General features: G+C 35.8%; 10 protein-coding genes. All 10 read right to left on the reverse strand.

The window, feature by feature from the left end; translation table 11 throughout:
* Window positions 1-8: 8 nt before the first annotated feature.
* Complete coding sequence (locus P3R27_RS07155) at window positions 9-1,091, reverse strand: glycosyltransferase family 1 protein (protein ID WP_034688548.1); 1,083 nt, start codon at window positions 1,089-1,091, stop codon at window positions 9-11.
* Window positions 1,092-1,156: 65 nt separating this feature from the next.
* Window positions 1,157-2,215 carry an NAD-dependent epimerase/dehydratase family protein gene (locus P3R27_RS07160; RefSeq protein ID WP_126134001.1) on the reverse strand — a complete coding sequence of 353 codons (1,059 nt, stop codon included), beginning with the start codon at window positions 2,213-2,215 and terminating at the stop codon, window positions 1,157-1,159.
* Window positions 2,216-2,228: 13 nt separating this feature from the next.
* Window positions 2,229-2,945 carry an IspD/TarI family cytidylyltransferase gene (locus P3R27_RS07165; RefSeq protein WP_034688503.1) on the reverse strand — a complete coding sequence of 239 codons (717 nt, stop codon included), beginning with the start codon at window positions 2,943-2,945 and terminating at the stop codon, window positions 2,229-2,231.
* 44 nt (window positions 2,946-2,989) lie between these two features.
* Window positions 2,990-4,030, reverse strand: coding sequence for a glycosyltransferase family 2 protein (locus P3R27_RS07170; RefSeq protein WP_301356524.1), 1,041 nt, complete (start codon window positions 4,028-4,030; stop codon window positions 2,990-2,992).
* Window positions 4,031-4,047: 17 nt separating this feature from the next.
* Complete coding sequence (locus P3R27_RS07175) at window positions 4,048-5,439, reverse strand: sugar transferase (protein WP_034688507.1); 1,392 nt, start codon at window positions 5,437-5,439, stop codon at window positions 4,048-4,050.
* A gap of 212 nt (window positions 5,440-5,651) precedes the next feature.
* The gene (locus P3R27_RS07180; protein ID WP_301356525.1) at window positions 5,652-7,790 is read right to left on the reverse strand and encodes a glycosyltransferase family 2 protein; all 2,139 of its coding nucleotides are present in this window, start codon (window positions 7,788-7,790) and stop codon (window positions 5,652-5,654) included.
* A gap of 31 nt (window positions 7,791-7,821) precedes the next feature.
* Window positions 7,822-9,408, reverse strand: a complete 1,587-nt coding sequence (locus P3R27_RS07185) for a class I SAM-dependent methyltransferase (RefSeq protein WP_034688512.1) — start codon at window positions 9,406-9,408, stop codon at window positions 7,822-7,824.
* Window positions 9,398-10,618, reverse strand: coding sequence for an ABC transporter ATP-binding protein (locus tag P3R27_RS07190; RefSeq protein WP_034688514.1), 1,221 nt, complete (start codon window positions 10,616-10,618; stop codon window positions 9,398-9,400). The genes P3R27_RS07185 and P3R27_RS07190 overlap by 11 nt, the downstream gene beginning before the upstream one ends.
* Window positions 10,619-10,629: 11 nt before the next feature.
* Window positions 10,630-11,436 carry an ABC transporter permease gene (locus tag P3R27_RS07195; protein WP_034688516.1) on the reverse strand — a complete coding sequence of 269 codons (807 nt, stop codon included), beginning with the start codon at window positions 11,434-11,436 and terminating at the stop codon, window positions 10,630-10,632.
* A 345-nt stretch (window positions 11,437-11,781) separates the two neighbouring features.
* Window positions 11,782-13,011, reverse strand: coding sequence for an EpaQ family protein (locus P3R27_RS07200; protein WP_034688518.1), 1,230 nt, complete (start codon window positions 13,009-13,011; stop codon window positions 11,782-11,784).
* Window positions 13,012-13,080: the final 69 nt, after the last annotated feature.

Raw genomic sequence — 13,080 nt, forward strand, 5'->3', positions numbered from 1 at the left:
TACTCCCTCTAATAAACCTTATATACCTTTAACATTTGTTGTAATGTGTGGCTAACATCATATTCCATTAATTCTTGTGTTATTTCATTATTCCAAGGCTGACTTAAAATTGCTTCACACCAAGTTGCCTTAGCTTCATCAAGACCAATAAAAGTAACGTTTGGAGTCAATTTCGTGTCTGGAGAAATCGTACTCGATAATACGAGTTTTTTTCTACTTGCCTGAGCCTCTAAGCCGACCATTGGAAGACCTTCGTACAAAGATGTCATACAAAATACATCCATAACTTGAAACAACTCTGGAATGTCATTTCTTTCACCTAGCAAGTACACATTTTTTGATAGGCTCAATTCAGTTATTTGTTTCTCTAAACTTTTTTGCAACGAACCCGCTCCAACAATCAACAATTTTGCGTCTGGTTTCTTTTGTAATAGTTCGCTAACGATATCAATGAGATAGGTTTGATTTTTTTGCTTTTCGAGACGTCCAATATTCCCGATAACAAAATCATTTTTGGAAAGTCCCAGCTCCGCTCTTTTCTCCGCACGTACAGCTTCATCCGTCTTATACAATGATAAATCAATACCATTATGAATAATCTCATAAGGATGACCTTGAAATAAGCTATCTCCAGCTTCTTTACTAACAGCTAAAAAATCAGTTGCTTCTTTAATAAGTAAATGATGTAAATATTTCCTTAGTAAATTCATTAAAAAATTAGACGATTTCCCGTCACTAGTGGCATGACTATGTGCTATTCGTTGTGTTATTCCTCGTTTTCTAGCTAATAACAGGTTGATTCCTCCGCCAAAATACACTTCATTATGAACGATATCGAAATGCTGTTCTGCTAAAAGTTTTCTAACCTCAAACCAATACTTTATGATGTTTTTTTTTGGATTAGTCACTACAAATATTCTTCCACCCAGTTTTTTTATCTCTTCATGATAATCTGTCACATGTGCAAAATCATCATAAATCAAAAAATCGAACTGTACTTTACGACGGTCGATTCTTCTATATAGATTCATCATGAAGGATTCGGCTCCACCTTTGCCCATTCTCCCCTGAAAATGTAACACTCTTTTCACTTTGTTCACTTGATCACCTATTTTTCTATATTTAATACTCTATAACGGTTAAAAGTAACGAATTTTTATGAGATACTCTCTGATAAGATATCCAAAGTATTCTTAAATCCATCTTTTGCATCAAAAAATGCTTTCCATCCTAAAGCACTCAGCTTTTCGCTATTCAAGCTAGAGTTATTCATAGGATTGAATTGTTTTGCTTCACCTGCAGTAGGCAAATCAAACTCCAAATCAACATTTCCAATTTCCGCAATCGTTTTAGCCATCTCTGCAATACTGATAATTGAACATGGATTAGATATATTGTAGGCTTCTCCAGGATTTCCTTTAACAAGTGCATATAGCATGGCAGTAGCACAATCCAGACTATAAGTATAGGACCTTATTTGTCTACCTGTGCTTTTCATAATAATTTTTTTACCTTTTAAAGCATCTAAAACAAATGCTGAGGAAACACGTTTATCTTCTTGTTTTGCTGAAGGACCATAAATATGTCCTGGACGAACAATTACACTCTTGACTGAGTATTCTTTTAAATAACTAACACATAATGTTTCAGCTGCACGTTTCCCCATAGAATAAGAAGAGCGTGGATTCAATAAATCAATATAACCATAATCAGATTCAAGTAAAGGTCTATCTGTACTAAATTCTCCATAGACTTCACTTGATGATACATATAACAGTCTATCAACTTGTTCTTTCTTTGAAAATTCCAATAATGAATTTAGCCCAAAAATATTGCCTTGCATTGTCTCTACAGGTTTTTCTGAATAAAGTTCAGGACTCGCATGGCTCGCTCCATGAATAATATAATCTACCTTATTAGTAAAAGTGAACTCTTTCGTCGCATCATACAATACTGGTACAATACATTTACTTGCCGAATAAGTAGAAAAACGTGTGTTTAATCTTTCGATATTCCTTCCAAGAGTGTATACTGTCATCTGCAAATCAAGTTCTTGATTAGCGATAATCAATAAATCGACCACCGCAGAACAAATCAATCCGCTTGCTCCTGTGATCATGACAGATTTGTCTTTGAATTTTTGAAATATATCAGTAGTTTCTTGAACACACATTTTTAGATTTGAAAGATAAGTTTCGTTTTCTAATAGATTCATTTTCTTACCTTCCTTACTTGATCCAGTCATCATTTGTTGAATTCAATAATGCTTTAAAAATTTCTAAATCTTCTAGAGTAGTGATTTTTAAATTTTTCTCTGATCCAGGTGAAAAGTAAGATTTTTTTCCTAAAACTTGCATCAACTGACATGAAGCTGCCATATCATTAATTCCTTTTTCTTCTGCTAATTGGTAGGTTTCGATAATTTCACCCAATTGATACGTGTGCGGTGTTTGTGTACGAACTAAAAGATCTCGATTCAATGAATTTACTGAACTTATCTCTCCTTTTTCTTCTAATGTGAAAACAACTTCTGTACAAGGAATAACTGCTACAGCATTTCCATTTTCTTTATAAACTGCAATACTCTCACTGATGATTTTTTCACTGACCATAGGTCGATTACCATCATGGATCAATACAACATCATCTTTTGCTCTTTTTTTGTAGATTTCTTTCAATCCATTATAAATTGATTCTTGTCCAGAATTACCACCTTCAACAATATACTTTAGTTTTGTGATATTGAATTGCTTAGCATAAGCAGTCAGCATTTCTTCCCAACCTTTTAAAATAACCACACAAATTTCATCAATCTCTGGATGTTCTTCAAAAGCTTTCAGTGTATAAACTAGGATTGGAATATTATTCACATGGATGAATTGCTTTGGAATATCTTGTCCTGTTCTAGTTCCAGTACCTGAAGCAGTTAATAAAGCAATATTCATAAAATGTTTTTCTCCTTTTCGTGATCTTAACTAACTGTAAGAACTTAATATTTTCTTTTTAATAAAGCGATTAATCGCGGGCTAATTCGCTGGAACTTATTTGCAAAAATAATAGTATGATAAGCGATTGTACTCGGTAGGTTGAAATAAAACTTTGTCAATTTTTTAATGATCGAATCAGTACACGCAATCGAGCGCGCTTCTCTTATTACATCACTATTTAAAATTTCTTTTATTGCATGTCTCTTTTCGATATTAGTTAACTGATACGTTTCAGCAATCGATAAAAGAACTGACGTTGTTCCTTTTAATAAAAGGGAAGCCATTCCTGCTTTATTATTATTATTTGTCACTTCATTTGCTCGTAAATAAAAGTCTTCAAATGTTTGAAACTTATTTTTATTATATTTATTTGTTATTCCTTTGCCACCTTGAAATTCATAGGTATAAACAATACTAGGATTCATTAGGACCTCATCACAGTATTCAAAATAATCTAAATTAAAAATTCGATCTTCACAACTACTATAATTTTTGAATCGAACACTATATTTATCTAACAAATCTTTACGGTAGCATTTATTCCAAACAACATACATCAGCTGCTGATTCATCAATGTGTACATGTCCTGCAAAAATTCTTCTCGCTTCGTATATCGATGTTCGGTGACCTGATTTATCTTTTCAGAGATTACTTTTTCATCATCAATAGTTCGAAATAAGAAGGAACTCACAATCAAATCAGCATTCGGTTGTTTTTTCAAAAGTTGTTCATATTCTTTTAATACTGCTCGATTCGGAGTGTCATCTGCATCGAAAAAGAGGATATATTCCCCCCTCGCACGATTGAGCCCCTCATTACGTGCAAATCCTGGTCCTTTGTTTTTAGTTGTCACCCATTGAAATTTAGGATTTTTGTCGACTAATTGACGGATCAACTGTTCTGTTTTATCCGTAGAGCCATCATTCACTAATATCACTTCATAATCATTAAATTCTAACGATTGCAATCTATTAATCGAACGCTCGATCGTATCTTTGGCATTATAGACAGGAACGATAATACTGAAAATCGGTTTTTTCATTTTTCAGCTCCTCCAACTCAACTATAAATTTTTTCTTGGGGAAAATCTATTTCTTTTAATGAGCTGGCATTTTCATCCTCTTCTAACCCTTGGGAAGACATTTTATCAAAAAGGATCTTGATCGTTTGCAATAAGATCTTTAGATCCATCATTAACGAATATTTTTTGATATACAACAAATCAAAGCGTAACTTGCTGTTATAGTCAGAAACATATTTCCCATAAACTTGGGCATAGCCGGTGATGCCTGCACGGACATTATGTCTCAAATAATAATAAGGATTTTCTGCATTGAATTGATCCACAAAGAAAGGTCTTTCTGGGCGTGGACCGACGATCGACATATCGCCTTTTAATACATTAAAAATCTGTGGCAATTCATCAAAACGTACAGCACGGATGAATTTACCGACTGGTGTCACTCGCGCATCATTACTTTTCGCTAAGACAGGTCCTGATTTCGCTTCCGCTGTCGCTGTCATTGATCGGAATTTATAGATTGAAAATTCTTTTTGATTTTTAGTGATACGGACTTGTTTATAGATCACTGGTCCTGGTGAAGTCACTTTGACTAGTATTGCTGTAAGCAACATGAAAGGTGATGCAAGGATCAGTAAGATAAAGGAGATGATAATATCGAATAAGCGTTTGAACAATTCATCTTCTGGTTGTATCTTGAAACCAGATGCTTCAATGATACTTTCATCTTCAAAGTTCATAATGTTGGGATTGATCATTGTTAAGTTTTCAAAAGTCGTATTCAAGAATAATTTTTTTTCTTTCTTAGTGATCAATTGATAGATCTTGATTTTTTCATTTTCTTCAATATGTGATGACAAGTAGACGATATCGATCGTATCGATCATCTTCTTGATGTTCTCATAATAGTTATCGATAACGACCGCTTCAACTTTATGTTTATTATTTTTTTTGGATTGAAAATTTTGGATTGCTGGAGCAACATCTTTTTCAAGTCCAACAATCACTACTTTCTTGTCTCTACTGACTTTCAAATATAATTTGTAGACCAAGATACGGTATAAGCTTAGTAAAACTGTTCCTACTACCAAAGATAAAAGAATAACTGCCCGTGGAAAAGCAAACCATCGACCAGCGAAAGTTACCACCATTACGCCTAAAGACATCAATACTTGCCCTATTACAGTCACAAATATAATGTCACTGATCATTCGATTATAAAAGACGTATGCCCCTAATAAAATATTCAAGACGATAAAGATAATAGATATAAACACTGCAGAATGTTGAAAGGTCTCGAAATTCCGTGCGGGAATTTCTCCTTGAAATTTCAATAAGAAACTTATATATATCGCTGCATTGTAAACTAAGACATCCAGCATGATAATGAATATCCGACGAGCAGCATTCCATTCTCCATTTTTATTCATGTATACACTCCTAACCACAAAATAATACCTCTATCATCTTACCATAGCACACTTTAAAAACATAGTGAATAACCAAATTGTAACCTAAATTCAAAGTTTTTCGCGACAGATTTATATGCTTGATTCTGCTATAAAAATGAGTCATACAAAAATATACCTTAAGTAAAACTTGGATATTCTCCAAGTCTCTCCTAAGGTATATCAACTACTCGTTAATCTGGTCGTAATGAAAAATCGCCAATTCCTTGTTTTGTCAAATTGTCATTATAAAAAGGATCATGTGCGATATATTTAGGCCATTTATCTTGCATTTTTTTGATTTCACCCGCGAAGCGTTTCTGCTTTTCTGGCGTATCTTCGTACCCGCGAGATTTTGACTCAAAGTGATATAGTTCAACCTGATGAGCATACACATTGTTTCTGCCAAGTTCATAGACTTTAAGACATAGGTCTACATCGTTGAAGGCAACTTGTAATGTCTCATCGAAGCCACCCACCGCTTTGAAATCATCCGCTTTGACCATCATGCAAGCGGCGGTCACTGCTAAATAATCGACGTCGATCACTAATCGTCCGAAATAGCCACAATGTGTGCGGTCATAATTATTCAACGCGTGACCAGCGACGCCACCGATGCCAACGAGTACGCCCGCATGTTGCGTCGTATCATCTGGATAATAAAGCTTAGCGCCAACACAGCCGATCGAATCAAACTGAGCATATGAGACCATCGTTGTCATCCAATTTGGAGCAATCACTTCGGTATCATTGTTCAGGAATAAGTAATACTTTCCACTAGCTTTTTCAGCCGCAAGGTTATTGATGCGAGAATAGTTGAAGGGAATATCGATCAACTCTACAATGAAGCGTTCTTTCAGTTGTTCCTTGTAGGAATCAAAAAGATTTTGCATCTTCGGATCAGTACTGCCGTTATCAGCTACAATGATCTCGTAGTTAGGATAAGTCGTTTTTTCGATGATCGAATCAATACACATTTTCAAATCGTCATACCCATTTTTGGTTGGGATGATGACGCTGACTAGATCCTCTTGTAGGACATCATAATTGATCTCATAAAAACCTGAGATTCTCCCTGGGCGTACTTGCCCTTTGATATTCCTGCGAGCTAATGCATCCGTCAAAGCTTTCACACCAGAATCGTAAATATAACTTTTAGCTTCTCCACTACTAGCTGTAGATCCTAGAATCGTACGCCAGTGGTAAAGGACACGATCGATATGATAAATATGATCTGCTGGGATCTTTTCTGTAAAACGAAGAACTAGGTCATAATCTTGTGAACCTTCATAACCTTTTCGGAAGCCACCTAGTTCTTTGACGATACTTAATCGATAGACGCCTAAATGAGAGATATAGTTATTTCCCATCAAAGTATTAGGTGACCAGTCTGCTTTAAAATGAGGATCGAAGCGATTGCCATCTGCATCGATCTTATCTTCATCACTATAAATCAAATCAAGTTCAGGTCGATCATTCAAGACATTGACTACTTCAAACAATGCATTGACAGGAAGTTCGTCATCGTTATCAAGTAATGCCATGAATTCCCCTTCTGCGATCTCAAGTGCAGAGTTCGTGGCTAAACTGATATGTCCGTTTTCCTCACGAAAGACAACTTTGATCCGTGAGTCTTTTTGCTGATAACGTTCTAAACATTTATGGATTTTAGGATCGGTAGAGGCATCATCACTGATACACAATTCCCAATGGTCATATGTTTGAGCAATCACAGAATCGATACATTTTTCTAGCCATTTGATTTCTACGTTATAAACTGGCATCACGACAGAAATCAATGGACGATAGGCAAAGGCTTGCGCTTTTGTTTTTTGTGCTACAACGTCGATTTGTTCATGCTTAGCGATCCATTGTGCATAGTCGATCGAACCTGGTTTCAATTCCATTTTCACACGACGTACAGCCTTTTTTAGGCCATGCGTTCGAGCATAGTTCAAGCCTTTTTTTAACAATCGTTTTTTCTTTTCCAAACTCGACTCGATACCATCATCATAAGGATAGCGTCCATTCAATTTGACGGCTATTCCATTTTGATGATCTTTCGTTTGAAAATCTAAAATTGCTTTTCCCTTCATCTTTCCAGATAATCGAAGATTAAAACCACTTTGCGTTTTTACATCCAAATCATAGAGATGATTGATATCTAATCGCACGACTGGTGTATTTTTTGCTATAATATTTTCTTTTTCAACTTGGATCGTCGGAATTTCTTTCGTTACTTCATCGATTGCCCAACCAACGATCAATAAATCGCCGGTCGCCCGCTCACGAGTGATTTTATCGATAAATACAGCAATTTCTTTTTTTTGCACTGGTTTGGTACTCCTTTACCTAATAAGTTATTTATATTTCAACTAGCCAAGACTGCCCATTTTCTGCAATCAATTCGATCAAAAATGATTTTTCTTGTTCACACGCTATCTGGATCTCAAAACCAGCTTTTGTGTGGGGAGGAAGTTTTTCGGCTTCATTCACTTCGGCTCGCTCAATCTGCTGAACCTCGAAGAATGGTGATTGATCTACAGACAACTTATAAGATAAAGGTTTACGTTCCGCATTTGAAATTCCCCATCCAATGATTTTGAGTAATTTTGTTTCTGGATCCCAATTTTTTTCGTCGATACAAAGAGAAAGATCTTTGGCTTGGATTTTTTTTGCCGTTTCTTTTGGTCTCACCAATCGTCCTTTTGGCTTTATTGCCCAATTGTTAGGCTGCAACAAGTCAAAATATCGATCAGTCGTAGTCTTCAAGACTTTCGTCAACTCTTTATTCTCTATTTGTAAGTGCTGGTTTTCTTTTGTTAATCTCTCGTTTTCAGCAGATAGTTCTTTTTGAACAGCAGCCATGGGTTTGATTTCTCTAAGGACTTCAGCCATTGTTGCTGGTAATTCACCAATGAATCGATAATGGCAAGAGATTTTGATCGTTTCTCCACTTATATCGGTCAATTTTAGTCTTGGTGTTTCTGATCCATCAAAGATATAACAGTCTGTCGCTGTTTTGATGACCGCATTCGATGCGATAAAATCAAGCTTTACTCCGTCTACTTCAACACTGAACTCAAGGTAACTTGGTTGCTTTTCAAATTGAAAAATAAAACTTGCTGGTTCTTCTGTAAGTGGAAAAGTCAATACTTGGTTTTCTCCCGTATAATTATTGAACGGGATCTGTAATGTTTCTTCTTGCGTACTCTTTTTAATGATCTCCATCATTTTGACATAATTTGAATTTTGCGGTGAATTGACTTTAGCTTCTACATTTGGGTGTTTTTTCAATGAAAAGAAGTACTGATACACTTCGCCGAATGGGCGCATTTTGAAATCATAACGAACTGCTTCCGGTAAGTCAGTATAAGCTGACTTCAATTCAGTATCCCCTACTGCTAGATATAAATAATCTTCAATGTTGATGTGCAGATCAGCATTTGCAAATACTTTTTGAAAGCCTTCGTGGGTATAAAAAGAATTATGTGTTTCATCTAGTAGCCCAAACGAAGCCCACGGCAATTCGTTATTAAAGAGGTGGATCAATACAGAGTTATGCACGAGATTAGGAAAAGTAATCAAAATCTCGCCTTCTTCATTTAGAAACTCTCTGACTTTTTTTAATGTCTTCAAAGGATCCACTAAATGTTCTAAGACATCTGCAAATAATATATAATCAAACGTTTGACCAGCATAATATTTTGCCCATTCAAAACTTTCAATATCGCCATAAAAACCATCTTGTGCAATTTCATTGACGTAATCAAATAGCTCTTTGTCCAGTTCAACGATGCTTACTTCACAGTTTTTTGCACCGATCAAATGTTTCGTCATGCGTCCATTGCCTGGACCAAATTCCAAGACTTTACTTCCCGGTTTGATTTGTCCGACAATCTTACCTACGCTACTTTGTTCATCTAAATCCATCTCGAAATCATATTTCATTGTTTTGATCTCCTTCTTTCCACTGGTGATCTAAGACCACGATCCCTTCACCAATATAAGAACCCGTCACAAATAAGTTCATATATTTCGTTTTATAAACTAATGGAACAGTGGCATTTTCTTCAAAAACCGCCACATCGAAATAGTATTCGCCAGCAAGTAAGCCTAACTTCTTATACTTGAGATAAAAAACGTTTTTTCCTTTTTCCCAAGGAATCGTGATATTGTCTAGTAAGGTATTCAAGCCACAGACATAGAAATTATCGACCGTTCGCAGGGCAATCCCTAATACAGGTTTTTTGATGGTATCATCTTTCACTTCATAGGTAACCTTGATATAAAGATCTTCCCCTTGTTCTAACATATCGATTGGTTGCTTGTTTTCATCTAGTAACTCAGCACTTAGCACATCGACGATATCTGGGGCAGCAAAACGCTCCACTTGATTTTTGTTACGATCCACTGTTTTTACTGATTTTTTCTTTAAGAAGTTTTCGTAATTGGTTGTCACATCCATCGTATCACCAAATTCTACAACTTCACCATTTTTTAGCCAGTAAGAACGGTCGCAGAAACGACGGATCGAGCTGATATCATGGGAAACAAATAAAATCGTCTTCCCAGAATTTTTGATTTCCGTAAATTTTTCCATACATTTCAATTGGAACTCCAAGTCACCTACTGCGAGTGCCTCATCAACGATCAGAATATCTGGATTGACATTGATCGCTACCGCAAAAGCTAAGCGTACGAACATCCCACTTGAATAAGTTTTAACTGGTTGATAAACGTGGTCTCCGATATCTGCGAAATCAATGATGTCATCCACCATCGCATCGACTTCTTCACGTGAAAAGCCAAGAACCATTCCATTTAAATAAATATTTTCATACCCAGAATATTCTGGATTAAAACCTGAACCCAATTCAAGTAAGGCAGAAATCTTTCCTTCGATCTCCATGGTTCCACTTGTTGGAGTCAAAACGCCTGTAATGATTTTGAGCATCGTTGATTTACCAGAACCATTTTCACCGACAAAACCGATCATTTCACCTTTTTTGATCTCTACATCAATATTTTTCAATGCATAGAACACATCATGATACGATTTCTTGAAAGGATTCAAAGCTTCTCTAAAACGATCCGTCGGTTTCGCATACATATTGTATGATTTAGTGATGTTGTTTAATTTAATTGCGTATTCTGTCATAACTATACTCCTTACAGCACATCTGAAAAATGTGGTTTCAATCTACGGAACACTAAGGAACCGATTACGAACATGATTAATGTAACTACCCAAAAATAGATTGTATAAGCACCATGTTCCCAGAACCAAGCTTGACTTAAGAATGATTCACGGTAACCTTGAACAACATAATACAATGGGTTTAATTTTAGAATCTTTATGATTGCTGGATTAAATTGACTAGGACTCCAAAGAATCGGTAATGTCCACATAATCAGCTGCAGCAAAATCGTGATAAATTGCATGATATCAGGTATAAAAGGTTGAATCGATGCGGTCAACCACGTCAATCCGGTCAAAAAGGCAACCATACAAAATAGATAATAAATCAATTGTAAAGACATGACCGTTGGAAAAATACCATGGCCCATTGTTACGACTAAACCAATCAAAATAAAGAACATATGTGAGTACAAGTTTGAAAGGATTTTAGTTGTTGGTAAGATACGGATATTGAATACCACTTTTTTCACTAAATAGGTGTATTCTCGGAAAACAAGTGTTGTAGAGGTAAACGCATCTGAGAAAAAGAACCATGGGACCATCCCTGTGATCAAATAGACGATAAACGGATACTTCCCATCAGTCATCGCCGCTTTCAAGCCGAAGCCAAAGACTAACCAGTAAATGAGAACCGTAAACACGGGATTGATGAACGCCCATAAAATCCCTAAAAATGAACCCGCAAAACGCGATTTAAAATCATTTAACGAGAATTGAAGTAATAGCTTTCGATTTTGATAAATATCCTTCATAAATAAAAACAAATCTTTCAACATTTGTGTTCCTCCAAGCAGTTTCAATTAATTACAGTCAACAGCCATTTTACCACATATTAAGCTAAGGACTGCGATATTCGTTGTTTCTTAATTTTCTATTAAGCAAACTTTTTATCAACGTTACTATTTTACAAAAGATGATACTTAATTGCAATGAAGCAAAAAACGTGGGTCTGCCAAAAAAGGCTTACCCACGTTTTTATTTTTTTTATTGAGGTTGGAACATAAGTGTTTAGCCTTATTTCCGAAGCGCTTGCTCTTGTTCCTGCTCCAATCATTTATTCGATTATAAGGTGACAGACAAAAGTGACTATTACTATTGTTTCCCACCCCTTATTTTCAAATTTAGTGATAGCGTGCAACTCTTGAAGTTGACAGTTGATTATCCTTTTGTATTTTCATTTTCTCACCTGGTGACTGATCATAACGATGACTTGCCATCGCTAACAACAAGTAACCAATAGGTATCCAAGGGAAAGAAGTCAATGTATCTTCCATAAACGATTGGATCATTACTGCCATGAATGCCCACAAGAATGTAAGTTGTCCATTCGAAAAATCAGCTTTCAGTGTTAGTCTTCCAACAAAAACAAGCAATAAAATTCCTACAATTGCGATTCCTATCAATCCATATAAATTCAAAATAGAGTTATAACTATTGTGATTACCTAAAACCTCATCCCCACGAAAATAAAGAAAAGGCTTCATTCCAACCAGTAGTTGCTCTGTACTCTCGGAAATCGTTTGATAAAATTTCAGCCATATGCCCTCTCTTCCAGTGAAGAGATTAATCTCTTCAGAAGTGGCAGCTAAATAGGATATCGGTAGCGCCAGGCTAAAAATAGCTAAATAGCCAATAAAAGGTGCACGAATAAATTTAAAGAATCTTTTAGGCCAGATATCCAATAAAGCAAAAATGATGATCGCAATCAATGCCGAGCGTGATTGGCATACCCAGATTCCTAAAAATGCAGCAAGGATCGCCGGTACTCCAAGAATCCGAATATACCAACGTTCAAATGAACTGGCGAAACCAGTGATCAGTAGTCCAAGCATCATCAACGAGCTACCGATCGTATTTGTATTGATCCAAATATCGGATAATTTATTATCTTGGTTCCATATACTTTGTCCTTCAGGTACTTGAATCTCTGTAAATACTCGATATACCGTCACAGCAAGGAAAAATGAGAAGACAAGCAAATAAATTCCCCGATCTACTTTGTCAAATTCGATCCACTTTACACTCAATCCAAGCAGAATCAAGATTGGGATCAACAGATTACCTGCCAAAGAACCTTCTCGTATTCCACTGAAATACGTATAGAAACAGAAGATTACAACTGCTGCCCCTAGATAAAAAAAGTCAAATCCTCTTGCTTTATAGATATTCAGTCCTGTTAAGACAAATACACCAAAAGTGACGAACTGTGCGCTATGTTCATATAAAAATAAAGTAGCTGGTGAGCCTATACCGATCGTCCAGACAGAAAAAAGAGCGATCAGCATCAGTAACAAGATCCCAGTACTCATTTTATTTATGAATTTTTCGACAAATGTTTGAATGGTTTCCACCTCCTCTTCCAAATAACACTTTTTAAAAACGGATCATTGGATCAGCGTTATCACGATGATTTCTAACTG

The organism is Enterococcus spodopteracolus (assembly GCF_030441955.1).
GTDB classification, from domain to species: domain Bacteria; phylum Bacillota; class Bacilli; order Lactobacillales; family Enterococcaceae; genus Enterococcus_B; species Enterococcus_B spodopteracolus.

Bases quoted from the DNA above. Each gene is read 5' to 3' on its own strand.
- P3R27_RS07165 (WP_034688503.1), bottom strand. From the start codon at position 2,945: ATGAATATTGCTTTATTAACTGCTTCAGGTACTGGAACTAGAACAGGA.
- P3R27_RS07175 (WP_034688507.1), bottom strand. From the start codon at position 5,439: ATGAATAAAAATGGAGAATGGAATGCTGCTCGTCGGATATTCATTATC.
- P3R27_RS07195 (WP_034688516.1), bottom strand. From the start codon at position 11,436: ATGTTGAAAGATTTGTTTTTATTTATGAAGGATATTTATCAAAATCGA.
- P3R27_RS07185 (WP_034688512.1), bottom strand. From the start codon at position 9,408: ATGAAATATGATTTCGAGATGGATTTAGATGAACAAAGTAGCGTAGGT.
- P3R27_RS07190 (WP_034688514.1), bottom strand. From the start codon at position 10,618: ATGACAGAATACGCAATTAAATTAAACAACATCACTAAATCATACAAT.
- P3R27_RS07160 (WP_126134001.1), bottom strand. From the start codon at position 2,215: ATGAATCTATTAGAAAACGAAACTTATCTTTCAAATCTAAAAATGTGT.
- P3R27_RS07170 (WP_301356524.1), bottom strand. From the start codon at position 4,030: ATGAAAAAACCGATTTTCAGTATTATCGTTCCTGTCTATAATGCCAAA.